The organism is Xanthocytophaga flava (genome assembly GCF_030068545.1).
Taxonomy (GTDB): domain Bacteria; phylum Bacteroidota; class Bacteroidia; order Cytophagales; family 172606-1; genus Xanthocytophaga; species Xanthocytophaga flava.
Genome location: NZ_JASJOR010000027.1, coordinates 73,994 through 99,696, shown reverse-complemented (window position 1 = coordinate 99,696; position 25,703 = coordinate 73,994). Strand labels below are relative to the sequence as shown.

The window sequence follows — 25,703 nt, the reverse complement described above, 5'->3', positions numbered from 1 at the left end:
GAGGAGAATTCCCCCGGAATATAAGGGGGAATTCTAAATTAAAAAATTATCTTCGAGGAACACGTGTTGGTGAACCATTGCTGTTACCTCCTCCACTACTGTGACTTCCACCACTACTATGGCTGCCGCCACCCCAGCTACCGCCTCCACTATTACCTCCACTACTGCGACCTCCACCGCCCCAGTTGCCTCCAGAATTACTGTTGCTAGGAGTGCTCCAGCTACCACTATTGTTGCTGCTATTGCTACGACCTCCACCCCAGCTACTTCCAGAATTGGAATTATTGCTAGGAGTATTCCAGCTACCACTGTTAGAGCTAGAACTGCGGCTTGGACGTGAGTTATATGGGGTTACAGGCTGACTACCAGAGTTTGAATAACCATTATTAGAATAACTGCTGCTTCTGCCTCCTACACTGCTATAGTCACTGCGACGATAATTGAAATCGTTACCACTATTGTTGCTATAATCCGTACCACGAGGTCTTACTGCACGAGTATCAGACATGGAAGAGCGGCCTGAAGAAGAGAAGCCATCATTAGAGCTACCTCTTGGATTGGCAATCATGCTATTTCTTGCAGGACGAGAAGAACCTGAATTATTTACCGCGTTATCTGTTGACGCCATTCTACCTCCTCTACCTCCTGATCCATTTACAAAGTTCTCATTTACAACAGTGTTACTTCTGCTTCCTCTGGAACCATAATTTCTATAAACAGTATTTTCTGAGCGACTTCCTGTATAACCAGTGCCATTTGAACGGCCCCATACTACATTGGTACGTGAACCACCATAGTAGTTATAATAGTTATTGTAATATCCACCATAGTAACCATAATATCCATAAGGACTACCCCAATAAGAGTTATACCCATACCAGTAAGGATCATACCCCCAACCACGGGCATAGTAACCACCGCCCCAGCCCCAGTATGGTCTGCCCCAGCCGATACTTACACTTATACCAGGTCCCCACCAGGATGATGCCCAGGGACTATAACCCCAACCTCCACCATAGTAAGGATATCCCCAGCTTGAACCATAATAAGGGTAGCCCCAATTTGATCCATAGTAAGGATCATACCAGGAATTGCCATAATAGTTGTTAGCGTAGTAGTTGTTGTAGTTTGGATATACACTGTTATATCCATAACTGGTAGTACGACGACGGCCTAATGTAGCATTATCTGCTGTGATCAGATCGCTATCCTGATAATTAGGATCGTAATAGGTATCTCCTGTTGTATCCTGAACTTGTCTTTGGTTATTGCCACTGTATTGTTGTGACTGCTGGCTATATTGCGTCAGATAATCCGGATTAAGATTTTTTTGATTTTTTGAATTTCCGGATGTATTGGGGGCAACTTCAGTTGAAGAGGCGTATCGGGTAACAGGTTTATCCTTAGAAGAATAATACAGATCATCACTATCGCCTTTCTGTGCATATTGTGATTGTGTACACGACATGACCCCCCCCAAGCCTATCATAGCCGCAAAAACTACTGATTTAAATGGGTACGTCTTCATAAAATTATCTGTTGGATGTAAAACTAATTCATTTAGATCTCAAGCATTTCTCACAAAAACCTATCTTTGCCGTTTGCTTATCTATTTTATAAAACACAGTATCCGGTAAAAAAAGTTTATGTTTTGAAATTTATAAGTTTTTCGGGATAAAAGTAAATTAAAATGTAATTAAATACGCACTTTCGTATTCTCATTCTGCCTTATATAAGTACTAAAAATCGTGCCATAATTAACAATTTTTAACATTTTTTATAAAAAATACGATTATAACGAAAGACTATACAGAAACAAGATATAAGTAGTCAAAGAAATCGATTTAGTATAGTTTAATTACCAATGGATTAGCAATGTGAATGCTTTACAATACAAATAACCTAACCTATATTATTCATTAACTTTTTTGTTGAATTCATGAGTAAAGGATTGCCAAAACGAAGCGAAGACTATTCAGCCTGGTACAATGAACTGGTTCAGAAGGCTGACCTTGCCGAAAACTCACCTGTGCGCGGATGTATGGTGATTAAGCCCTATGGATATACTATCTGGGAAAAAATGCAAAGGGCATTGGATGATATGTTTAAAGAAACAGGGCATACCAATGCGTACTTTCCGTTATTTATACCCAAATCGTTCCTGAGCAAGGAAGCTAGCCACGTAGAAGGATTCGCAAAAGAATGTGCGGTGGTTACACACTATCGTTTAAAAAATGCACCCGATGGAAGTGGAGTTATTGTAGATCCGGAAGCAAAGCTGACAGAAGAACTGATTGTGCGTCCCACATCGGAAACGGTGATCTGGAGTACCTACAAAAACTGGATACAAAGCTATCGTGACCTGCCTGTTCTGGTAAATCAGTGGGCTAACGTGGTTCGCTGGGAAATGCGTACACGCCTGTTTTTGCGTACAACTGAATTTCTGTGGCAGGAGGGGCATACGGCACATGCTACTGCGGATGAGGCTGTTGCTGAGACCAAACAGATGCTGGAAGTATATGCCACATTTGCCGAAGATTGGATGGCCTTACCGGTAGTACGTGGTGTAAAAACCGCTAATGAACGTTTTGCAGGGGCTGAAGATACGTATTGTATTGAGGCACTGATGCAGGATGGAAAAGCATTGCAGGCAGGTACCTCTCACTTCCTGGGACAAAACTTTGCCAAAGCATTTGATGTGCAGTATACGAGCAAAGAAGGAAAACTGGATTATGTATGGGGAACTTCCTGGGGTGTGAGTACACGTTTGATGGGTGCTTTGATTATGGCACACTCAGATGATGAAGGTCTGGTATTACCTCCCAAACTGGCCCCTATTCAAGTAGTGATTGTCCCAATATTTAAAGGGGGTGAGCAACTAGCTACCATTACTGAAAAGATTCAGCCTCTAGTAAAAGAGTTAAAATCCAAGGGAATCAGTGTGAAGTTTGATAATCGTGATGGAAATTCACCTGGATGGAAATTTGCTGAGTATGAACTGAAAGGTGTACCTGTACGGGTTGCCATCGGCCCTCGTGACCTGGAAAATGGTACCGCTGAAGTGGCTCGTCGGGATACCAAGGAGAAGAAAGTCTATTCGATGGAAAATCTTGCCAGCCAGATTGAAGGATTGCTGGCAGATATTCAACAGAATATTTATCAGAAGGCCCAAACTTTCCGGACTGCCAATACTACAAAGGTTGAAACGTATGATGAGTTTAAGCAAATGCTGGATGAGAAACCAGGATTTGTTCTGGCTCACTGGGATGGTACTTCTGAAACAGAAGAACGTATCAAGGAAGAGACCAAAGCTACCATCCGTTGTATTCCATTGGATGCGCCAGCAGAGGAAGGTAAGTGTATTGTAACAGGAAAGCCTTCTTCCAGACGTGTTTTGTTTGCACGGGCTTATTAATAGAACCAATTACAAAGGCATTTTTTACATTGTAAGAAATGCCTTTACTTTATGTAAGTTATATAGCATACCTGTTCTTTTAGAAGTATGTTCAGATATCTGGGTAGTTTAGGCGCCATAATCCTGCTGACTTCTTATCAGGACATTATTGATTGGATAAGTCATCATTTGCTGACATGCCCTTTTAAGAAAGTGTTTCTGATTGATTGTCCGGGTTGTGGATTACAGCGTTCTATTATTGCGTTGTTACGTGGTGATTTTAAAGAATCATGGCATATGTATCCGGCTACATTACCTATGTTTTTGTTGATTGGATTTGTTTTTGTAAACAGTCGAATTAATTTTCGGTATGGAATCTGGATCGTAAAGATTTTGTCTGGTATTGTTTTTCTGATTATTATTAGCAGTTACATCTTAAAAATAAAAAATCATCAATTATTTTAACTTATGCAACAAGATCCTACTACATTCAATCAAGGGGGTATGGGCTTTCAACAACCCTTACCAAATGCCACTATTGTATTAATTTTAAGTATCCTATCTATTCCTACCTGTTGCTGTTATGGTATTGTCGGATTGGGATTAGGTATTACCGCACTTATTTTAGCCAACAAGGATAAGGCATTATATGAAATGAATCCGAACATGTATACTCCTTCTTCTTACAGTAACATCAATACCGGAAGAATCATTGCTATTATAGGTATTGTATTAGGCAGTATCTATCTGCTGTTATCTATCTTTATGATTCTTGCGTTTGGTTTTGATGCATTATCTGACCCTACGCTGATGCAAGAGCGGATGAGAGATATATTTGGAAGCTAAGATTATCACATTCATTAAACAACAAAAGCCCGAGTACTCGGGCTTTTGTTGTTTAATGAACTTTTATTCAATAAAGTTTAAAGAATAATATTACTAAAGATTAATTATTTCAGAATGATTTTTTGACAAGCATTCTCTTGTTTAGTTCTAAATATAAGCAAATATATACCTGCGCTATATGCAGATAGGTCTAATTGCTTAAGTGATGTAGAACGAGATATATTTTCAGAAACTATCTTTTTACCCAGATGATTGTATATCTCTATTTGTTGCAAAGAAACATTGGTGTTCGAAAAGTCGATTGTTAATTTCCCATCTGTTGGATTAGGTGAAACTACAATTTGGCTACTCCATATAGGTTGTTCGGTTGCTGTTGGTTTTAGTATGAAATCAACTTCACTGGTAGCAGTCCCTCCAAGAGTAGTCACACTTACTTTGCCTGTGAATACATTTTGTGGAACAGTTACTATCAATTGATTTTCTGTAGCAGATATAATTGTTGCTTGTATTCCCCCAATTTTTACTTGGTTATCTGTAGGAATCTTTTTATAGTTAGTTCCATTAATAGTAATCTGATCACCTGCTTGTGCATTGTCAGGTGTAAAATTACTAATTGTTGGGCGTAGGAACATTATAGATTCTGCATCTAATTTATTTTCTCCTTTTACTGTAGAAGGCACATCATAGAGTACATTGACTGTAGTATTAGTGCGAACTGGATCATTATAATCAAAGACTATATCAGCAAAATTTTCAATCAACGTTTTTTCTGGCAGATCTTTCTTAGGTTTAATTGAAAACTGAATAAATCCATTGCTACCATCCTGGTCATGAGTACTGTCAGGCAAATTGATATTGTTGAATGTCCATATTAATATTGGCTGGTCTTTTCCTCTTACATTTAGAGTATATGGATGTGATATTGATCCATTCTGAAGTGTAGAAACATCTAGGAATTCAGATAGCGTATCAATTACTGTAACCACATAGGCAGTGTCTGTACCTGTATTTTGAAACCGAATTGTATATTTTAATTCTGCTGAAGTTGGGGTGTAGTGTTCTGAAGTTGTACCTGCCGGACTAACTTGTTTATCATTGGGGTCATAAGAATCTCGTATTGTCAAGCATTGAACTGCTACCTCTGGTTCTGAATCATCTTGTGGTAGCAGATCTACATAACCTTTGCTGATTATTTCGTTAGAGGAAGCAATACATCCTTCAATAGTGAGGTTAGTTTGTGATTTGAGTGGGTTGCCAGGTCGTTGGTCAGCTTCTAAACGGATAGTTTTTCCATTTGCTGGAACCCTTAGCACAAGACTATCGCCTACTTCCAATTTACATTTTTTATATAAAGCAAGGTTTGCATCAGTAAAAAGTCTTAACTCTGTACTGTCTGCCATATTGCCTTGACCTGTATTTTTAACGACCATCCGAATAATGCCATTCTCTGTGCATTTTCCAGTAATTGTTATTACTGAACTATCCCAATACGAATCTGCTGGTATAATGTGAGTGTTAGCAGGAGTAATCCAGGTTTTTGTACAAGCAGTCAAACCGACTATATCTGCAATACAGGCTACTGAATCTATAATTTGGATAGTTCCAGACTGATTCGATTTTAATGTATCAAGGGAGAAGATGTAGGTAGAATCTAGACCAATATCATAGGGTTGGTTTGCCGATTTGAGGATTATATGTGTTGGCATCTTTACATATACTTTTACATTCTGGGCATCTGCATAACCTATATTGGCATAACTTATAACTGTTGTGTTGGTGCGACATCTTCGGCGTCTGTCAGAGCTAACACTACTTGTTAAATTAGGGAATAATGTGGCTTGATTTGCAAAATCTATATTTACTGCACTATCTCCTATATTCTTTAAGCTAATCAACGGAGATACATTATTCGCTGGACATATTGGTTTGATAAGTGCACTTGTTGTGTTACTAATGACTTGGCTAACAGTATATGTACCAGTATCTGCTATAATCTCATAGTATCCGTCGTTGTCAGTACTTGCATAATAATTACCAGGTTGTGTTTTAACAAAAATATTTGAAAGAGGCTTATCTATATTATCAAACGTACAGTTTTGATTTACGTCTGAATAAATACGGCCTTTTATTAAGGTGGGCAATGGATCATAAATGCCTGTACTATATATATATACACCTCTATTGGTTGTACAATACAAATCTCCATTTGGAGCAAATGCAATATAACGTGGTTGTAAATTAAGAGTACTTATCTTTGTTAGGAATTTTCCATTTTTGTCAAACTGCTGGATGCGGTAATTGTATGTGTCTGTAACCCAGATGTTTCCGGCTTTATCACAAGCAATACCTTGGGGATTTTTAAATTGGCCATTTGCAGTACCATTTGAACCGATTGTTAGTAGGAATTTTCCGTTTCTATCAAACTTCTGAATACGATGATTCCCATTATCAGTAACCCAAATATTACCTTGAAGATCTACTGCAATACCTGTTGGGCCAGAAAATGCTCCATTGGCAGATCCGGAAGTCCCAAATTTGAGCAAGAACTTTCCGTTTCTATCAAATTTCTGAATACGTTGATTTCCACTATCGGCAATCCATACATTACCCTGCCGATCCAGAACCATTCCCATTGGTTCTTTTACCAATCCATCTGCGGAACCTACTGTTGCTATCCTTTCTAAGAAATTACCCTTGTCATCAAACCGTTGAATATAAGAATTTACTTGGTCTGTAATCCAGTAGTTGCCATGACTATCTAGTACAATACCATGAAGACCACGAAACTTACCATCCCCATCACCTATAGAACCAAATCTAAATGCGAATTTCCCATTGGCTTCAAATTTTTGAATATGTTGACTACCGCCATCTCCTACCCAAGTATTGCCTTGATTATCTATAACTATCCCTGTTGGAGATGAAAACTGACCATCTACTGTATTAGCTCCCAATGCACCACCAAAGTTTAATATAAATTTTCCATTTTTATCAAACTTTTGTATACTTTTCGCAGACACATCTGCTATCCAGATATTTCCTTTGATGTCTGATGCAATATCTTTGATATTCTTGAATGTTCCATTTACAGGTCCAGTGATGGTACTTTGTGAACCGAATTTTAGCAAAAATTTGCCATTAGAATCAAATTTTTGAATGCGACATAGTTCTGTATCTGTAACCCAGACATTATTGTCTTTATCTACGACTAAGTTTTTGGGAGAGTGAAACGCTCCATCAAAAGGACCCGCGATGCCTGAGGCTAAAAGAAATTTTCCATTTTTATCGAATTTCTGAATACGATAATTACTTTTATCAGCAACCCAAATATTACCTTGAAGATCTATACATACATCTGAAGGATAATTAAATTTTCCTTCTGCAGAACCAGGAGTTCCAAATTTTGCTAGAAAATTACCATTTGTACTAAATTTCTGAATACGGGTATTGTTGGCATCTGCTGCCCAAACATTACCCTGACTATCTGCAAATATATCGAGCAAAGTATTAAACTGGCCATCGGCTGAACCTAATCGTGTGCCATATGGATTTATCTTTACTAAAGATTTACCTTTAGCGTCAAATTTTTGTATCCGAATCTGACCATCAGATAGCCAAATATTACCCTGTGGATCTATACTAAGTCCGTTTGGTCTATCTAATGGCTTAGATGAATTGATATAGTCGCTATATACTAGTTGTTCTAGTATAATTCCATTAGAGTCAAGTTTCATAATCTGTCCATTATATCCATCTATATCCGCAACGTATAACATACCTTGTTGATCTGTTGCAACACAGGATGGATTTAGCAATAAGGGTGGACCAAGACTTCTTTTGAAAGAGTAAGTTTGCCCAAAAGTGTAAACTGTAGAAATATGTAGAAGAAAGAAAAATAGAAAAGGTAGTTGTTTATTCATAAAAAGAATACTGTATATTTTGCTGCAAAGATATGTAAAGCAGGAGGTAGTAATATTTGAATGTTTAACCCTTTATTACATGTTGAATAATTGCTGTATAATCATCAATATTCAGATTTTAGTCTAAATGGAGTGTTTTTATGAGAAACTTTATACATATCAGTGATACAGATATTATGTAGGGTCGAAACATACAATCCTCTTGAAAAAAGTTTTTCAAGAATTACTGCGTTTCTGCTGACTAGCTAATAAATATAAGACTATAAAAATCTCGTGAAACAGAATAAAAAGAGGATAAAAGTTTTTTCAAACGAGTACTGTTATAGATATTCCAGTTCTTTCTTTTGCTGTGTTGCATGTGCCAGTAGTTTAGTTAGAAGAGTCTGATCAGCAAGAGATTGCTTCTCATCTTTCTGAATGGCTTTGAGGCATTATCTGACCCTACGCTGATGCAAGAGCGGATGAGAGATATATTTGGAAGCTAAGTTTCTGAATCTGTTTTGACAAAAGCCTGGATCATCCAGGCTTTTGTTGTTTGAATAGAACAAAAGTATTTGTTTCATTAAAAATAAACACTATTCAATATATGCAGCAAGAGTCCGGATTTGAGCAACGACAACTACCCAATACTCTGGTTGTACAAGTATTAGGCGTTATTTCTATTTTTGTCTTCTGGTACTATGGTATTTGGGGATTGATTAGTGGGATTGTTGCTCTTATGTTGGCAAAGCAGGATTTGGTTCGTTACTACAACGATCCGGATAACTATTCTTTCAGCTCTTATAAAAACCTTAAGGCAGGACGTATTTGTGCGATTGTCGGAATCGCACTTTCGGCTTTGGTTAGTTTATTAACTATCGCTTTGTTTATTGCAGTAGCAACAGGGGTAATAGGTAATGAACTAAGATTTTTCCAGTGAAATAGAACTATTGAAATCCATAAATAGATTGGATTGAACCCTTTGTTTTAATCTCTTCTTGTATAGAGTATGTAAACTGCTTTTGGGTAGTGCAATGGATACTATTCTTGTCGTCGGGGTTAGTCACTGTAAGGTAGTTTTGGAAACGATTAAAATAAGCATTTACTATAACGCGGGTCGATTTCTCCTGTATAAATGGTTTGACACCCGCCACTGAAAGGGGTTTTTCGGAAGCCAGATCTGATTGGGTGTTAGTTGTAGTCTGGCTAGCAGCTTGCTTTGATTGTTTTACAAAGTGTAAAGCCTTGAACAGTTCAAAATCCATAAACTCGTATTGTTCTTCCTGCTCAAGTTTTTTCCAGATATCATAGGCTGTTTTGATACGAATGCGTACTTCATCGCGCTTCAGTTCTTTGAGAACATATTTAGCTGCATTGTCTTTGTCCTTTTTCTTTTCCAACACAGCGAGGTGGTATTCATTGCGTTTGTGTTTGGCATTGATTTCTTTATACTCTTTTTCCGCTTTTTTGAGTTGTTTGTTACGTTCTTTGGAGGCAGGCTGTACTTCCAGCTTAGCTTTATGCTCACTGGTATGAGCCAATAGAGTAGTCAGAAGAGTTTGATTGGCAAGTGATTGCTTCTCATCTTCTTTGATAGCTTTGATGTGTTGTGCCATCCGGAATAGTTCATGATTCAGGCGGGCTTCGTAGACCATTAATCCATAATATTCAGATTTATACTTGCGAATCGCTGTTGTATTTGTATGGTAACGAGGCATATAGATACTAAGTGTTTAAACGTTTGCTGATTGAATTAGGTACTTTAAAGATACAAAAAATAGTGCTATGTTTTACTTTGTTTTTTAATGAATTTTTATTGCTTTATTGTATTGATCGTCAGTTATTTAGTTTGTGTTTAATGCATTGATTTGTAAAGGTGTGGTTGTTAGCTTTGTACTACATGGTTGCACAAGAGAGAAGATGGGAAATAGGATAATTAGAATAGAATAACCAACTATATGAGTCGCTCCAAATTTTGAGGAAACAACTTTACTTTGAAGCCATAATAGTAGTACAGAATAAATAAGCTACAAAGATGGTTGCGATAACTTCAATTGTGAAAGTCAGTGTAAGTGTGTAGGCAATCTTTTCTCCGCGAGGTTGGTCTTATCCTGTTCTATATTTTGTGGAAATGAGGTTTGTAAATAAAGAAAAAACATCCTCCCTGTCCTCCTGAAAGGATCTCTTGACAAATAGAGTTGTGTTCGTTTTTGGAGAGAAAGAATATTTTCCAGTCGGAAAGGCCGCCGGTCTTGCCACGAGTTCCTTTCAGGAGGACAGGGAGGGGGCAAGGGTAAAAGAGAATTTTTCCTAAAACCTGCAAAATTAAAAAAGATATGGGACAAGATAAGGGTTGGCCTTTGGCCTTGCGGACAGAAGGTTTGAAGAAAAGTGCCTTTTTTGCACACACACAAATCTGGCTCACCAAACTCTCGTTTGGTGCCCTGTTTTTGGGCAAGTAAAAAATGAAGAAGCCAGTGGAAGAACAATGTAAGGGATAATAAACAAACGCAGGAAGAGAGATTTCTCAAAAATTAACCCAAGCCCATATTGTCAAAAACATAGGCTTGGGTTTTACTCATATCCAAAATTTGGGATCAATCATGTAATCCTTAGACCTGTATACAATCTTATTCAGCTAACTGATTCCAGTCGGACAAGCCTGCTGACCAAAGCAGTTCTGCTCGTTCCTTTGCATATTTGGTTTTCAGAGAAAACAATTTGATCTGCTCATCGATATACTTGGTTTCCCGTGAGTTAATGAGAAACAGAGAGCTTTCTCCATTTTCAAACTTTTGTACCTCTGCATCCCGTAACCGTCGATAGTTGGCAATGTTAACCTGTTGGAGCCGGATCAGCGAATCCAGGTTCCGCAGATCATTATAGGTAGTTTGAATATTGTTTGCAATTTCACGGGATGTTTGCTGGCGTTCCAGATTGTTTTGTTCAATCTTTACTTCATTAAGAGCCAGCTTGCCTCGTTCTTTTCGTAAAAACAAAGGATAACTAAACTCAAATCCCCACTTATAGTTGTTTTGCAAATAAGCCATATCCACTGTCGAAGGTAAAATACGGCCGTCTGTATTATATGTAGGGCTACTCAGTAAATTGTAATTAACCCGTAAGTTTGGTTTAAAACGGTCTCGTAAAAAGCGTCTTTCGATAGTAAGCTGTTCATTTTTAAAAGTCAATTTTTGCAATTCCGGATGGTTTGCTTGTGCCATATCCCGAAGACGTATCAGAGTAGCTTCCATTTCTACTCTATGGGTTACATCAAATTGTTCAGGTGCAATATCTGAGGGCATCTCTAATGGAGTATCATTTTCTCCCCACAGATAGTTAGACAACCGGATACGTGCATTCAATAAATCTACTTCTACCTGTGTGAGGCGAATCAGACGGTCTTGCAATATGGTTTGTGCTTCTACTGAGTCAATGCCTGCCAGATCACCTTCTACAACACGACCTTTTACTGCTTTATAACGTATATTGGCTAGTTCGTAATTTTCACGCAACATGGTATATTCGTTGTGAGCCAGATACCATTCCCAGTATTCTTTAGTCGCATTGAAAACCAGTTTGTTGATTTCCTTTACGCGATCTGCTTCGGCAATATTACGAAACACCTGTGCCTGCCGGAGAGTACTACGTCGCTGGTCTATCAGGAAATCCTGGCTGATGGGTAGCGGAATAGAGACTCCAGCAAAGATTAATCCGCTGGTACTTGTATAATTCTCGTTGTTAATATAGTTGCCTACACCACGCTGAAATCCCCCTTTTATCTCTCCAATCCAGAAAGGAATCTTCAACTGGCTATCCCATCGATGATAGTAGGTAGATCCTTTCAATTCTTTATTCTCATAATTGGCTTCCAGTTTAGGGTCGAAAGAACCTCGTGCATACCGAATCTCATTCCGCGCTTGCTCACTTAATAAGGCTGCTTGCCGGGCTACAGGATGATACTTTAAAATTCGTTGAAGAAAATCCTGACTGCTCATGGTTTTAGACTCAACCGTTGTTGTTGGCTTTTTGTCTGATGCCAATTGAGCTGAAGCAGTAAAATGCAATCCCTGAAACAGAACATACAAACAGAAAATAAGCATTCTTGTGATAGATAGAATGTGTGCTTTGGCTGGAAAGCGCGATCGCCAGCCAAAGACCTTACGTGTCTGGCTATTTCTTTGCATCTTTCTCTCCCTCCTTCTTTTTCTCAGATGAATCTTCTGCTCCTGCTGTTGGACTCTGCAAACTTGGTGGGAAGCCATTTAGCTGCCGCCAGATTTCATACCATACAGGTACATCATTCAACATTACAAAGCCACTTACCCCCGACCCAAGACGTAATTGCTCTGGCCATTCTTCTTCCTCATTATCAGGCGTAACCAGAATCCTGTATTTACCATCCTTGCTATTAACATAGTCAATGACTGCCACACGTCCAGGAAATGTACCTACGGATACACTTGGCCATCCGGAAAACTGTAACGCAGGCCATCCATCAAACTCCAAACGCACCATACGACCTTTTTCGAGCAGAGGAACATCCATTGCTTTTACATAGAGTTCTACCGCTTTGGCTGGTTGTGCTGGCTGAATCGTAGCCACCGGATCTCCTTCTTTTAACGTTTCACCTACCCCAGCTTTCAGTGCTTTTACCACATATCCATCCTGTGGCGCAATGACTGCCCGGTTTTTGATCCGTACCTGTACACTGGAATATTTGTTTTGCTGTTTGGATAGTTCACCTTGTGCATCTGCCAGATAGGAAACTGCCGAACTTTTATCAGATTGTGCTTTGGAGATCTCTTTTGCGTAATCTGCCCGGATAGAACTCAGTTCAATCTGAGCATTGATAATCTCATTACGAGCTACATCTACTTTATTTTGGTAGGCAATCAGCTTGGCCTGTGTTTCCTGCAGCTTGGCTTTTCGCTTTTCAAAGTCTACCAGAGAGATTAACTGGCCATTGTACATATTTTCACCTGCCTGAAATTGGCGGCGGGCAATTTGCATATTTATTTTCTCTGCTTCATAATCGGCACTGTCCATCTGCAATTTAAAGCGAGCTTGTTGCAATTTGTTGGCCGCTTGCTGCAATTTAAATTTCAACCCATTCTGTAGTGCGGCAATATTATCTTCCAGTGCATTAATTTTAGTCTGAGTAGCTGCAATCCCTTCATTTTTAGCTTTGATCTGTTCCTGTAGACGCTCAGGTAGTTGTGGGTCAAAGTATTCATCTTTTACCTCTGAAATAACTAGGATGGTATCTCCGGCACTTACTTTCTGGCCTTCCTGTACATACCATTTTTCAATTCGTCCGGCAATAACAGAGGGAATTGTTTGTGGACGATCTTTTGGGGCAAACGCTGTAACATACCCATATCCCTGAACATTCTGCTGCCAGGGCAGGAAAAGGCATAAGAAGAAGAAAACGAATATTCCTATTAACCAATAGGCTATTACCCTGCCAGATCGGGGTGTCCCTAAGGTCTGCAGGGCATAGACCTTCTTTTCGATTTCATGAGAATCTATATTGTTATTTGATATATGTAACATACGGAGGCGGTTTATACTTGAATGTGTAAAATAAACTAAGGTTTAATCCTTCTAAACAAGAGTTGGTGAGCGGTTATAGTCCTCTCACCCGGATCTCTTAGGAAAGATCAGATTTTTGTTCATTATCTGTTTAACTTCATTTACGAGGTCAATGTTTTTACCTCATCTTGGAAAGTGTCTTGCATCACCTATCAAAAATGATGCAAAACAGATTGTGTGAGAACAAAACTGGACTTAATCCTGTAAAATGGCTTCCCGCAATACAGGATGATCCTTCACTTGCTGATACGAACCCTGGGTAACCAGATGCCCGTCATCAAAAACAAGAACCTTATCACATTGTGACAGCAGCATAGCATCATTACTTACTACAACCAGCGTCCATGGCATTTCGCGACTGGTCATAAACTGAATCAGTTGAGTACGGTCTGTACGGCACATTTCAGGTAAAGTGTCCTTTACTACCAGTAGTTTGGGTTTGGAAACAATAGCTCTGGCAAAGAGTATTTTATGTGTAACTCCTTCTGAAGGATGTTGTCCATCAGCACCAATATGCGTATAGAGACCTTCCGGTAGCTTATTCATATAATGTTGTAGACCTACATTGGTCAGTGCCCAGCGGACATCCTCATAGCTGATGCCTGGACGATTCATTGCTACATTCTCAAGAATAGAACCAGAAAAAACTGCATCTTCAAACAGGTAATTGGATACTATAGGTCGCAGGGAACTCGGATGAATATCCCGCAAGGAGATCTGATTATAGGTAATGCTACCTGTGTAATCAGTCATAACACCCGCCAGTAGCTTAGCTAATGTGTGTTTCCCTGCTGCATGCATCCCTGCAATCGCTACTTTTTCACCAGCTTTGATCGTAAAACTAACGCCTTCCAATGCCTTGTCTCCCATTGCATACCGATACCGGAGGTCTTTGATGGCTACTTCCATGCCTTGGCTGTTTGTATTTAATTCCAGAGGCGTTCCTCTTTCATTTTCCAGAGGCATATCCGTTACTGTACCTATTTTCTCTACCGCTGTAAGCAGGTCATAAACGGTGTCCATATTGACAATAATCTTTTCTACCGCAGCCACTACCAGCACTATTACAATCTCAGAGGCTACAAACTGACCCAGCGTAATCTGGCGGTCTACCACCAGCAGGGTGCCCAGAATAAGTAAACCTCCAATGATCAGTACCTTAAAAATAACAATATAAATTAATTGGGTACGTAACACACTGAAATGACTTTTCCGATAGTAAAGATAGTTGCTTACATAGTCGTCCATCTTTTGCATATGCAGATTAGTATCGCCTGCCAGACGAAAACTGTTGACAGTGCGGGCAATCTCTTCAAGCCAGTAGACAATCTTATATTTATACTTTGATTCAGTCAAACTGGTTTTCAAACCCTTTGGACCTGTTATTTTAAAGATTAGGGCAATGATGCCTACCAGTAATACACTAAATGCAAGAAAGAAAGGATGGTAGAAAGACAACAAAATTAATCCAAACAAAATCTGAAGTACAGCCCCTGTCAGATCCACCAGTAGCTTGGGTAGTGATTTCTGAACATTGATCACATCAAAGAAACGGTTCATTAATTCCGGAGGATAGTATTTGGATAAAGCATCCAACCGGATTTTGGGAACACGGTATGTAAATTCGAATGCAGCTTTAGCAAAAATACGTTGCTGCAAGATCTCAACCAGGGAGATTTGCATGATCTGTAAGCCACCAGATGCCAATAATCCAATGATAACAACAGTAATAATTACAACTACTGAACTAAAGATCATCCCACCGGATATAAGTCGGATCATTGCCTGAATCCCTAAAGGAAGCACCAGACTGATTAAACCTACTACAATAGCATAGACATATATATAGGAGATATCTTTTCGTTCGGAGCCTAATAAGTTGAGTAACCTTTTGAGTGGAGTAGGAGGCTCAAGGGTTTCTTTATTTTCATCTCCTGTTGGCTGGTCGGCGAGATAGTGAACCGGAAATGAAGTTACAAAGATGACGTGTCCATTTTGCCGGGGATCAGTTGCTTGTTGTTGAGTCAGGAATTGCCGGCTTAGATCACGTATCTGAGATTCTTTAAATACAGTTTCCGAATCGGGATATTCTCCAACCAGATCATCATTTTTATCTCTGTAGATAAGTAATGGTTCTATTTTGTCAGGACTAATCTGTTGGAAAAAGATAACAGGAAAGGTTATATTTTCCAGAAAAGAGGCTACTTCTTCAGGGCGTAAATGATTTTGTAAGAATGTAAGGCCTGCCTTTTGTCCTTTATAGGTTAGTTCATCAATAAATTTATGAATGTCTTTAATTGTATATTCTCTATCAAGCTGATGATCATTTCCGCTGAGTTGCATGGGCGTGACTTTTTGCCCCGACAGCTCTGCGATCTTTTGTAATAGTTTTGTGATTTTTCTTTTGTCCATTTTGATCTTTAAGTTAAATTTTACCTTGGCTAGAAGTTGTCATTAACAACCAAACTTACTTAAACGTTCTGTTGTTTTGTTTTTCTGTTTATCTTTACCGCCACAAAAGCAGATATCATTAATACAGAAAAACTACCCGAAAGGTAATCCGGCTTATGTCACAACGTATAAGGTTTTATCTTGTTGTGTAAATTTATGTAGAAGATATTGGACTTTCGGACATAACTATAAATTTTTATCGAACCGTCTGTTTGAAATCCGATACGATTTCCTCACATTTCTATTTTAACTTTTAACCTTGAACCTTATTTATGAACTTTCCAAGTGAATTGAAGTACACCAAAGAACACGAATGGATACGCATTGAAGGCGATGTTGCCTATGTAGGAATTACAGAATTTGCACAGCGTGAGCTTGGCGATATTGTCTATGTAGATATCAATACAGTAGGACAGGAAGTAGCTAAAGATGAGATATTTGGTACTGTAGAGGCCGTAAAAACGGTGTCTGATCTGTATCTTCCGGTGTCTGGTACTGTACTGGAGTTTAACGCAGATCTGAACACTGCGCCTGAGTTGGTAAATTCTGATCCTTATGGAAAAGGATGGATGGTTAAGATCTCTATTTCTGAGGCATCCCAACTGGATGGACTTCTGTCTGCAGATGCATACAGTGCATTGGTAGGTTAATATCTGTTTCTTTGGTTGTTTATTTCAATGAACCATGCAGCTTTTTGCTCTAAAGAACCTATTGCTTCAGAAACGGCCCTCGATAACAGGGCTGTTTCTGTTTATTGCCCTCACAGCAGCAGGGCAGGATATGACCCGCGCCCGGGCTACTCTGAAAACGCTTACCTCTCCTGAATTTCACGGACGAGGATATGTGAATCAAGGGGATCGGATTGCTGCTGATTTTCTGAAAAGCCGGTTTTCAGACATGGGGTTAAAGCCATTTGGAAACTCCTACTTTCAGCCCTTTACACTGGATGTGAATACCTATCCGGGAAAGGTGTCATTGAAGATCAATAAGACAGATCTTGCACCCGGAAAAGACTTTCTGGTAAATCCTATTTCCCAAAAAGGAAAGGGAAGTGCCCGGATCATGCAATTACCTCCTCGTTTATTTACGGATACTATAGTTCAATCTGCCTTTCTCAAACAAAATCTGTCACGTAAGGCTATTGTTTACCTTTCTGCTGATTATGGGAAGTTTACAGATAATCCGGATCTATTGGAGAAGCTGCATACTGCTAAAGCTTTGATTGAACTGCAGAAAGAAAAGCTGACTGCGACTGTATCAACTGCTGCTTTGAGTCATCCTACTTTTGAGATAGTTCGTAAAGACTGGGATACGGCTGCTCAGAAAATCAAGTTTAGAGTAGACGCGAAGCTTATTAAGAATTATCAGACGCAGAATGTGGTTGGTTTTGTGGAAGGGAAAGCCCATCCGGAAGAGTTTGTTGTGATCACGGCTCACTATGATCACTTAGGGCAGTTGGGCAAAGATGTCTACTTTCCGGGAGCCAACGATAATGCATCGGGTGTAACACTTTTGCTGGAACTGGCTCAGTATTATGCGAAGCCTGAGAATCAGCCTGAATACTCAATTGCTTTTATTGCCTTTGCAGCAGAAGAAGCGGGTCTGTTAGGTTCTAAGTATTATACAGACCATCCCTTATTTCCCCTGAATCAGATTCATTTTCTGATTAACCTGGATCTGATGGGAGCTGGAGATGAGGGGATTATGATGGTAAACGGATTGCGTCTGGAGCAAGAGTTCGGCTTGTTCAATAAGATCAATGAAGAGAAGCATTACTTTACCAAATTACAGAAGCGGGATAATGCTCCCAACTCTGATCATTTTTTCTTTGCACGCAAGGGTGTAAAGGCCTGTTTTTTCTATACACTGGGTAATCCCAAGTTTTACCATGATATTTATGATCGGGCAGAAACATTGCCATTGGCTAAGTTTCCGGAAACGTTTGGGTTGCTTACAGATTTTATCCAACAATATCCGTAAGCTGGAATGAAATAGTACGAAACCAGAGCCAATGTTCTTGGGAAAGACTATAGGCTTTGGTTTCGTTTTTGAGAAATTATTCTTCCTTGGTTTGTTTATTATCCCTTACATTGTTCTTCCACTGGCTTCTTCATTTTTTGCTTGCCCAAAAAAACGAAGCATAAAGGGCACTTTCTGCCGCGAGGAAAGCCCTTTATCCTGTCCCATAACTTTTTCACTTTTGCAGCTTTTAGGGTGTAATCTCTTTTTTGTGCCCTTACACCCTTTATTGTCCTCCTGAAAGGAACTCGTGGCAAGACCGGCGGCCTTTGGATTTGGAATGTATTTGTTTTTCTCACAAACCAGGCATGGCTCTATTTGTCAAGAGATCCTTTCAGGAGGACAGGGAGAGTGTTTTTTTCTTTATTTACAAACCATGTTTCTAGAAAAGATAAGGGAAAGCCCATGGCTTTGCGGGTGTGAGGTTCGGCAGAAAGTGCCTTTTTTGTACACGCACAAATCTGGCTCACCAAATTCTCATTTGGTACCCTGTTTTTTGGCAAGCAAAAAATGAAGAAGCCTAGGGAAGAACAATGTATGGGACAATAAACAAACTTAACCTGAGAGAGATTCTTCAAAAACAAAATCAGCGTTATACTCTTCTCAAACGCATAGATGATAATCTTGTAAAACAAACTCATATCTAAACTTCTGTAGGTTTATCTTATTCAAAAAGGTTAGATAGATCTTTGTCTCTATAAATATACACATGGAATAGTTTTTTATAGTTAGTCTACTGTCCATCCCTCCTTATTATAAAGTAATGCTTGGCGAGATAACTTATACACTATTCATCTGTTATAGACACACCTTATGAAAACGTCTTTGGTAAGATTTTCATCCAGCCGAACCGGAAAAGTTCTGAAATGGGTAGGCGGCATTATTGCCGTTGTGATTGTGGGAATTTTTATATGGCTTAATGTGGGATTAGGACCCACTATCCGTAAAAAGCTGGAAGCAAAAGTCTCTGAAGCAACCAAAGGCAAGTACCAACTAAAGATCAACTGGATAAGTATCAACTTTATCACAAGTAATCTTGTATTTCATAATGTGAGTCTACAACCTGGTAAGTTAGCATCTTACACCAAAGGTGACAGTTCGAAACGGAATACAAATCTGGGAATAGAGGCTAAATCGGTACAATTACATGATATAAAATGGCGAACCTATCTGGCTGAAAAGAAAATTGAGCTCAAAGGTATCTACATTAATTCACCGGATATCACAATCACACAAACCAAACCAGACGATATAAAACAGATAGATTCTACAGATCAGAAAAAATCATTGGAAGATTTACTGAATGGACTGAAAAATGAGATTCAGATTGACGAGATTATTGTAAAGGATGGCAAACTGAAACATACGGTAGTAGCTTCTAAAGGAAAGTCAACACAATCAGCTGAACACATTCGCATTGCACTACATAATATACGTCTTGACTCAGTCACAAAGCAAAAGCGATCTTTTCCGTTTCTCGATAAAATAGAAGCTTCATTGGAAAATTACCAGTTTGTGGGTGCTGATAACCTGTATGCGTTGAAAGTAGGGAAGGTAGACTTGAAAGACGATCACTCATTGGCTATTGAAAATATGAAGTTACAGCCTACAGTATCTGATAAAGAATTTGTTCGAAGGAAGAAAGTGCAGAATGACCGATTTATTATTACTGTGCCTAAGATAGAATGCAAAGGTGTAGAGTTAAGACAGGCCCTGGATAAAAAGCTAATTGCACAAAGTGTTCGGGTCAATAATCCGGTAGTAAACATATACCGGGATAAACGGATGCCTCCTAAACCAAACCATCACCCTTTAATGCCTAATGAAGCAGTACGTAATATTAATTTTCAGGTACAGATTGATTCAACGTTTATTTCCGGAGCTTCTATCACCTACGCTGAACAAGTACTAAATGCTCCCAAACCCGGAAAGGTAATGTTCGAAAAATCGAATGTCCGGATTACTAATCTGAGTAATGATCCCAAACGGATGACAGACCGGAATCCAGTAAAGATTCATGCAACAACGATGCTGATGCAAGGGGGATTACTGACACTGAATGTTAGTATGAATCTGCTCTCCAAACAATTTAATTGTGCTTATCGTGGACATCTGGACCGAATGAGTGCTACTGCCTTTAATCTGATTAGTTTTCCAAATGAAAACATCCGGTTGACAGATGGATTGGTGAATGAGGTCACCTTTTCCTCTCATATTCGTCGTGGTATCGCAAGAGGTTCTGTCAAGGCATTATACAGAGATCTGAAAATAGAAGTAATTGACCCTGAAAAGCACAAAACACATCAGTTGCTGACATTACTGGGAAATATTGCTATCAAGGCAGACAATACTGCAAAAGAAGAGAAGCCTGCCAGATTAGGAACTATTTTTTATCAGCGGGAAAGAGATGACAGCTTTGTAACTTACCTGTGGCAATCTCTCAAGTCAGGTTTATTTTCATCCATTACAACAGTGAATATAAATAAAGTAAAAGAGATTCGTAAGAAGGCAAAAGCATTGCAGAAAAAAGGGCCTCGTCCAACGGTGAAAGAGAAGAAAGATTCGGTAGACAAGGACTCTATAGATAAAGATTCTTCTAAAAAAGTAGCTCCTGAACCTAAAGATTCTGCCAATAAAGATCTAACGAAGAATTAATATATACGTTAAACTTTGGAAGGGGGTCTTATAACCAGTACCTATACTTTTTAAAATAGTGTAGGTGCTGGTTTCTTTTGACAAATCTTTCTTCATTCTTTCACAGACCTCTTATTTTTACTTGTTTGTATCCAAGGTTGGTTTAAAGTCTGGAACATATTTCTTCCTACCGCCTGTTACTTTTTTTGCTTGTCCAAAAATAGTAACCAAAAAAAGGGCACTTTCTGCCGAACCTTCCACCCGCAAAGCCAGGGGCTTTCCTCGCGGCAGAAAGATTGCCAACGCACAGATACGACCTTTCGCGTTTAAAGGTATCACTACTCTCTTTGTGGCTTTTTTTCTTACTTTCTACCTTTTACTTGAGAGCTTGAGAACTTTCGGGAGGGCCTAGGTAACTGGATTGTAACCCTCCTGTATCGACAACCAGCTTTTGCAATACTATGCCTGGGTCTACCATCCAGAATTTGATCACATGTTCGCCAGGTCTCGTGAGTTGATGGCTAGAAACCTGAATGTTGATATTGTTAGCTACCCATTGTTCCCATTTATGATTGGTTTCCTCTTTATGTATATTTATAATCTGAGGTTCCTCATCATCTACAGAGATGGCATAGCGAAGTCCCTGACCAGCAGTAAAGTTTAAGGTCGGAGACAGATAGGCGTGTATTTTTACTTCTCCTGCTGACTTTGTTTGTATCATATACTCCAAATGAGGGCTATTTGCTTCTGGTGACTGGCTCAAAGCTGTAACCGGAAATGGAGTGACTCCTGATAAAGTACGTCCAAGAGTTGGAATTTTTTTCCAGGTACTATCAGTGCCTATTGCTTTGCTGTAATGTTCTGCCTCTATAGAAATATACCCATTACTATCTGAAAAACCTTTGCCAACCTTAGGAGTATTATCAATTACAGCTTGCACGACAACTTTGCTATTAGCAGGACCTGTGACGGTGATAGGAATTCGTTGTAGCCCTGCTGGTACTTTGGACCAATTAACTTGTAGGTTTATCCGTTGTTGATCGGTTACAGTTCCTTTTGCAGAAGAAAACGACAACCAGGACACAGGCGAGCTTACACTATACATAAAGGCTGACTGACCTCTGTTAAATACATCTATATAAGGTACCAAAGAACTATTTTGGGTATACGCTGGCAAAACAGCTTCTTCCTTAGCCTGAGGCCACCATGTATCTGATCCATCTATGGCTATACCCATTTCAGATGTAACAGGTACTTCTATAGTTTTCACTGCGGGCATGGAATCTCTGGGTGGCTGCTGCCAGTAGGTATAGCCAATATGTGTTTGGTCCATCATGTGGCTCCATTTCCCTCCGGCCAGAGTTTTGTTGTAGTAGGCCGAGATTTCGGCATCTTTGGTAAACAACTCTTTGGCCTGATCTGCTAACTTATTAGTTATAGCTCTACCCTGAGATGCATACAGGTGGTTTTTGGCAACTGTTACATACAAATCATTCAGATTTGCACAGGCTTTGACAGGGTGCATTACCAACTGATAATAGGCATCTTTGTATTGTGCAGGAAGAGAATTGTAAATTTTTTCAGCCTCAGCCGCAAGGGAATTATAGGCCGTTACTATATTTTCTGCTTCATGGTAATGTGTCAGACTATAGGTAGCAGGAGAGAGAAGTTCCGGTTTGCGTCGACCATTGTATCTTGTATATCTGTCCAGTATAGAAGCGATTTCCCGTGCGTACTTAGAACCGAACTGCTTCTCTGCCCATCTTTGTGTATACTGTTCCAACTGCTCTGCGGGCAACTGATCCGGATTCCATGCATAATCCAGGAAGAATGAAATCGGAAACTCCATAGGTTTGATATCTCCCACATTGACAATCCATATCTGATTCGCTTTGTATTGATAGGCCAGATGCATTTGTTCCCATACCCGTGCGATAGGATTAGTATTGAGCCATTTGTAATTTCGTGGTCCCCCAACATAATCAAAGTGGTAATAAATGCCATAGCCGCCTGATCGTGGTTTGTCTGTTAGTTTAGGTAACTTACGAATGTTGCCCCAGTTATCATCGCAAAGCAGCAAGGTTACATCATCAGGTACTCGCATTCCTTTGTCATAGTAATCCTGTACTTCTTTGTATAAAGCCCAAAGCTGAGGGGTTGCAGCAGGTTGTTTACCCGTTAGATCTTGTATAATTTGTCGCTGATCAGCTACAATTTTTTCCAGTAATGCAATGGCCGTTCCTTCTGTCATAGGTTCGTCGCCATCACCGCGCATTCCTATGGATACAATGCTTTCATTGGTTCCCATGCGTTGGATACTACTCTTCCAGAAATCTTTTAGTTTGGCTTCATTGGTTTGGTAGTTCCATTTGCCTGATCCATATCTTCTCCATTCATCGTGTGCCCGCATCAATGGTTCGTGGTGAGAAGTTCCTATCACAACTCCATACTCATCTGCCAGCTTAGGATTGAGAGGATCATCATCGTAAAAGGCATGCCCCCACATAGCAGGCCAGAGGTAATTCCCTTTCTGACGCAGGATAAGCTCAAACACTTTTTCATAAAAGGCATGATTGAAGTCTCCAAATTTTTCTTTTACCCAGCCTGAAAGTGCAGGTGCCTCGTCATTGATAAAAATGCCTCTGTATTTTACTTTGGGCTCTCCTGCTGAGTGCACTCCGGGTAGTACGTACAATTCTTTTTTTTGAGCAACAGGCACATCTGCCCACCAGTACCAGGGAGAAACACCAATCTGTGCAGACAAATCATAAATGCCGTAGATGGTGCCCCTTTTATCACTACCTACAATAACCAGAGCCTGTGTTACATTGGGAAATGGATTGGTGATAATCTGGGTCTGAAACATTTCCCACTTTCCTTTGAGTGCAGCTACATCCAGTTTATGGGATTGTACCAACTGATTAATCAATGGACTTTTGCCTAGTGTACCTGCAATGACTATAGTTTTTTGATTTGTAATTTTATCTGTAATGAAAGCAGGCTCGGTTTGTGTGACGAGTTTTATATCAGCCTGTAGGTTTTTTGCTGCTCGTATTACACCCGGATAGTCTTGAGAACTCACCAGCAGAGAAGTGGATTTTCCTGATGCAGAAAGCAGGAAATGGTCTTTTCCTGCTTGATTAGTCACATAGGGATTCTGAGAATAGGCAACAGATGCACTTCCTATAAATAAACTTGTTAATGCCAGCCAGAATCTGGTAGATAACAAAAGGACTTTCATTGGATAGCAATAAATAAGTAATACTAAATCAGGTAACAAAGCGTATATAGCCAGAGAATCAGAATTTGATTACTTCCCAATACACTTTCTTGGGTTGCAGATTCTGATCAAAGAGTAATGGATAATTTTTGCGACCTCTGACTGGATAACTGTCCAGCCAGGTACTCTTGTCTGAAATATTCCAGAATGTGACACTTGTAATAGCTTTTTTATATTCTCGGAAGATGGAAAATACCTTCTTGTATTGTTCCAGTTGCTTCTGCTCTAATTCAGGTGTGAATGCATCTGATTCTCCTTCTTTTCGTTCGCGACGATTTTTTTCCCAGCGATAGACAGACATATCTACTTCTGTAAAATGGATCTGTAATCCCAGTGAAGAAAATTTTTCAATTGCATTGCGAAGTTCTTTCTCTGTAGGTTCGTAAATAGACCAGTGTGCCTGCAGACCAACCCCATGAACAGGTACCTTAGCTTCTTTCAGCTTTTTAAGTAACTGATATACCCGTTCAGTTTTTTCTGGTCTTTCAGTGTTATAATCATTATAGAATAGCAAGGCATTAGGATCTGCCTGATGGGCATATTCAAATGCTTTTACAATGAAATCTTCTCCACATATCTGATACCATAGGCTGTTGCGTAAAAACTTTGTACTGTCATCATCAATAGCCTCGTTTACTACATCCCATGCATAAATTTTTCCTTTGTAGCGGGAAACTACCGCATTAATATGGTCCTTGAGCCGTTTGAGCAGAACTTCTTTGGTAACATTTTTTCCCTGAGCATCTGTAAAAATCCATTTAGGTGTTTGTTCATGCCAACATAAATTATGACCACGTATGCGTAGCTTATTGGTCTGAGCAAAGTTGACGATAGCATCTGCATCATCCCAGAAATAACGGTTTTCTTCCGGATGAATGGGACCCATCTTCATGGCATTCTCGGGAGTAATACTATTGAATTGCTGAAGAATTAATCCAGCTTCCGGACCTTGCAGGGCACGTGGAGATACGGCAACTCCTATTGGGAAATAATTCTTATAGTAATCCTTTAAACCCTTGGAGGAAGTTTTTGGAGTACTGGACTGAGAGTAAAGGTTCTGTAAAGAACATGCTAATACTGCAGAGATTATTAGGAAATTACAGGTTTTGTAGAGATACATATAGGTTGAGGGTTTTAGTGATAACAATATAATTTCAAGTGTTGTATACCATATCTACTAACTGAAAACGAAGAGGCCGGCCCTGATGGCTTTGGGCTCCATTAGGTTTATCTGTGGATTCTATGGAAAAAGGAGAAAATACCAGAGTAAAGTCGAATTTGTCTTCTTGTGGTTTCCGCAGTTCCCCATAGATTGGGATTACTATTGTATTGACATGCATGGCTGTTAGCTTATGCCCTATTGACTGCATATAGTCAAGGTTTGAAGCACTGGAGTTGCCTAATTCTCCGCCAAGCGTCAGGTAGGATTTGCCAGATACGATCAGTTGGGTGGTGTTTCTCTGTTGTAAGTACGAAATTTCCTGAAGGAGCTTTTTTTGCCCAATAGCATAAAGGCAGATAGAAAAAAATAGGAGAGAGGTATAGATACAACGCATAAAATGCAGATAATAGGTTGATAATCTGT

At 39.5% G+C, this 25,703-nt stretch carries 16 protein-coding genes; 7 read left to right on the top strand and 9 right to left on the bottom strand.

Features of this window, described 5'->3' with window-relative positions:
• Nucleotides 1–46 precede the first annotated feature (46 nt).
• Complete coding sequence (locus QNI15_RS29675) at nucleotides 47–1,528, bottom strand: hypothetical protein (protein ID WP_314035288.1); 1,482 nt, start codon at nucleotides 1,526–1,528, stop codon at nucleotides 47–49.
• A gap of 411 nt (nucleotides 1,529–1,939) precedes the next feature.
• Here QNI15_RS29675 and proS point away from each other — a divergent pair, with 411 nt between their 5' ends.
• From proS to QNI15_RS29660, 3 genes are all read left to right on the top strand, one after another.
• Nucleotides 1,940–3,415 carry a proline--tRNA ligase gene (gene proS / locus QNI15_RS29670; RefSeq protein ID WP_314035286.1) on the top strand — a complete coding sequence of 492 codons (1,476 nt, stop codon included), beginning with the start codon at nucleotides 1,940–1,942 and terminating at the stop codon, nucleotides 3,413–3,415.
• Between the two features lie 87 nt (nucleotides 3,416–3,502).
• A complete protein-coding gene (locus tag QNI15_RS29665) occupies nucleotides 3,503–3,859 on the top strand; it encodes a DUF2752 domain-containing protein (RefSeq protein WP_314035284.1) in 357 nt (118 codons plus the stop codon).
• Between the two features lie 3 nt (nucleotides 3,860–3,862).
• The gene (locus QNI15_RS29660; RefSeq protein WP_313994181.1) at nucleotides 3,863–4,240 is read left to right on the top strand and encodes a CCC motif membrane protein; all 378 of its coding nucleotides are present in this window, start codon (nucleotides 3,863–3,865) and stop codon (nucleotides 4,238–4,240) included.
• Nucleotides 4,241–4,344: 104 nt separating this feature from the next.
• Here QNI15_RS29660 and QNI15_RS29655 read toward each other — a convergent pair whose 3' ends face one another.
• Nucleotides 4,345–8,160: a DUF7619 domain-containing protein gene (locus QNI15_RS29655; protein WP_314035282.1), complete on the bottom strand. Its 3,816-nt coding sequence runs from the start codon at nucleotides 8,158–8,160 to the stop codon at nucleotides 4,345–4,347.
• A 586-nt stretch (nucleotides 8,161–8,746) separates the two neighbouring features.
• Here QNI15_RS29655 and QNI15_RS29650 point away from each other — a divergent pair.
• A complete protein-coding gene (locus QNI15_RS29650; RefSeq protein WP_313975704.1) occupies nucleotides 8,747–9,079 on the top strand; it encodes a CCC motif membrane protein in 333 nt (110 codons plus the stop codon).
• A 7-nt stretch (nucleotides 9,080–9,086) separates the two neighbouring features.
• Here QNI15_RS29650 and QNI15_RS29645 read toward each other — a convergent pair whose 3' ends face one another.
• From QNI15_RS29645 to QNI15_RS29630, 4 genes are all read right to left on the bottom strand, one after another.
• The gene (locus QNI15_RS29645) at nucleotides 9,087–9,857 is read right to left on the bottom strand and encodes a hypothetical protein (RefSeq protein ID WP_314035280.1); all 771 of its coding nucleotides are present in this window, start codon (nucleotides 9,855–9,857) and stop codon (nucleotides 9,087–9,089) included.
• Nucleotides 9,858–10,769: 912 nt separating this feature from the next.
• Complete coding sequence (locus QNI15_RS29640; RefSeq protein ID WP_314035278.1) at nucleotides 10,770–12,326, bottom strand: TolC family protein; 1,557 nt, start codon at nucleotides 12,324–12,326, stop codon at nucleotides 10,770–10,772.
• Entirely contained in the window at nucleotides 12,313–13,695 is a 1,383-nt protein-coding gene (locus QNI15_RS29635) for an HlyD family secretion protein (RefSeq protein WP_313994164.1), read from the bottom strand. The genes QNI15_RS29640 and QNI15_RS29635 overlap by 14 nt, the downstream gene beginning before the upstream one ends.
• 234 nt (nucleotides 13,696–13,929) lie before the next feature.
• Nucleotides 13,930–16,146 carry a peptidase domain-containing ABC transporter gene (locus QNI15_RS29630; protein WP_314035276.1) on the bottom strand — a complete coding sequence of 739 codons (2,217 nt, stop codon included), beginning with the start codon at nucleotides 16,144–16,146 and terminating at the stop codon, nucleotides 13,930–13,932.
• Nucleotides 16,147–16,457: 311 nt separating this feature from the next.
• Here QNI15_RS29630 and gcvH point away from each other — a divergent pair, with 311 nt between their 5' ends.
• The 3 genes from gcvH (at nucleotide 16,458) to QNI15_RS29615 (ending at nucleotide 20,859) form a co-directional block, all read left to right on the top strand.
• Nucleotides 16,458–16,835 carry a glycine cleavage system protein GcvH gene (gene gcvH / locus QNI15_RS29625; protein WP_313975693.1) on the top strand — a complete coding sequence of 126 codons (378 nt, stop codon included), beginning with the start codon at nucleotides 16,458–16,460 and terminating at the stop codon, nucleotides 16,833–16,835.
• A 34-nt stretch (nucleotides 16,836–16,869) separates the two neighbouring features.
• Nucleotides 16,870–18,165 carry a M28 family metallopeptidase gene (locus tag QNI15_RS29620; protein WP_313994159.1) on the top strand — a complete coding sequence of 432 codons (1,296 nt, stop codon included), beginning with the start codon at nucleotides 16,870–16,872 and terminating at the stop codon, nucleotides 18,163–18,165.
• 852 nt (nucleotides 18,166–19,017) lie between these two features.
• On the top strand, nucleotides 19,018–20,859 hold the full coding sequence (locus QNI15_RS29615; RefSeq protein ID WP_314035274.1) for a hypothetical protein: 1,842 nt from the start codon (nucleotides 19,018–19,020) through the stop codon (nucleotides 20,857–20,859).
• Between the two features lie 355 nt (nucleotides 20,860–21,214).
• Here QNI15_RS29615 and QNI15_RS29610 read toward each other — a convergent pair whose 3' ends face one another.
• The 3 genes from QNI15_RS29610 to QNI15_RS29600 are packed head-to-tail and all read right to left on the bottom strand — an operon-like array spanning nucleotide 21,215 to nucleotide 25,674.
• A complete protein-coding gene (locus QNI15_RS29610) occupies nucleotides 21,215–24,079 on the bottom strand; it encodes a glycosyl hydrolase 115 family protein (protein WP_314035273.1) in 2,865 nt (954 codons plus the stop codon).
• A gap of 58 nt (nucleotides 24,080–24,137) precedes the next feature.
• Complete coding sequence (locus QNI15_RS29605; RefSeq protein ID WP_314035271.1) at nucleotides 24,138–25,238, bottom strand: endo-1,4-beta-xylanase; 1,101 nt, start codon at nucleotides 25,236–25,238, stop codon at nucleotides 24,138–24,140.
• Nucleotides 25,239–25,272: 34 nt separating this feature from the next.
• A complete protein-coding gene (locus QNI15_RS29600) occupies nucleotides 25,273–25,674 on the bottom strand; it encodes a hypothetical protein (protein ID WP_314035269.1) in 402 nt (133 codons plus the stop codon).
• Nucleotides 25,675–25,703: the final 29 nt, after the last annotated feature.

Excerpts from the sequence above, each read along its gene's own strand:
- QNI15_RS29675 (WP_314035288.1), bottom strand. The coding sequence starts at position 1,528 with ATGAAGACGTACCCATTTAAATCAGTAGTTTTTGCGGCTATGATAGGC.
- proS (WP_314035286.1), top strand. The coding sequence starts at position 1,940 with ATGAGTAAAGGATTGCCAAAACGAAGCGAAGACTATTCAGCCTGGTAC.
- QNI15_RS29665 (WP_314035284.1), top strand. The coding sequence starts at position 3,503 with ATGTTCAGATATCTGGGTAGTTTAGGCGCCATAATCCTGCTGACTTCT.
- QNI15_RS29660 (WP_313994181.1), top strand. The coding sequence starts at position 3,863 with ATGCAACAAGATCCTACTACATTCAATCAAGGGGGTATGGGCTTTCAA.
- QNI15_RS29655 (WP_314035282.1), bottom strand. The coding sequence starts at position 8,160 with ATGAATAAACAACTACCTTTTCTATTTTTCTTTCTTCTACATATTTCT.
- QNI15_RS29650 (WP_313975704.1), top strand. The coding sequence starts at position 8,747 with ATGCAGCAAGAGTCCGGATTTGAGCAACGACAACTACCCAATACTCTG.
- QNI15_RS29645 (WP_314035280.1), bottom strand. The coding sequence starts at position 9,857 with ATGCCTCGTTACCATACAAATACAACAGCGATTCGCAAGTATAAATCT.
- QNI15_RS29640 (WP_314035278.1), bottom strand. The coding sequence starts at position 12,326 with ATGCAAAGAAATAGCCAGACACGTAAGGTCTTTGGCTGGCGATCGCGC.
- QNI15_RS29635 (WP_313994164.1), bottom strand. The coding sequence starts at position 13,695 with ATGTTACATATATCAAATAACAATATAGATTCTCATGAAATCGAAAAG.
- QNI15_RS29630 (WP_314035276.1), bottom strand. The coding sequence starts at position 16,146 with ATGGACAAAAGAAAAATCACAAAACTATTACAAAAGATCGCAGAGCTG.
- gcvH (WP_313975693.1), top strand. The coding sequence starts at position 16,458 with ATGAACTTTCCAAGTGAATTGAAGTACACCAAAGAACACGAATGGATA.
- QNI15_RS29620 (WP_313994159.1), top strand. The coding sequence starts at position 16,870 with ATGCAGCTTTTTGCTCTAAAGAACCTATTGCTTCAGAAACGGCCCTCG.
- QNI15_RS29615 (WP_314035274.1), top strand. The coding sequence starts at position 19,018 with ATGAAAACGTCTTTGGTAAGATTTTCATCCAGCCGAACCGGAAAAGTT.
- QNI15_RS29610 (WP_314035273.1), bottom strand. The coding sequence starts at position 24,079 with ATGAAAGTCCTTTTGTTATCTACCAGATTCTGGCTGGCATTAACAAGT.
- QNI15_RS29605 (WP_314035271.1), bottom strand. The coding sequence starts at position 25,238 with ATGTATCTCTACAAAACCTGTAATTTCCTAATAATCTCTGCAGTATTA.
- QNI15_RS29600 (WP_314035269.1), bottom strand. The coding sequence starts at position 25,674 with ATGCGTTGTATCTATACCTCTCTCCTATTTTTTTCTATCTGCCTTTAT.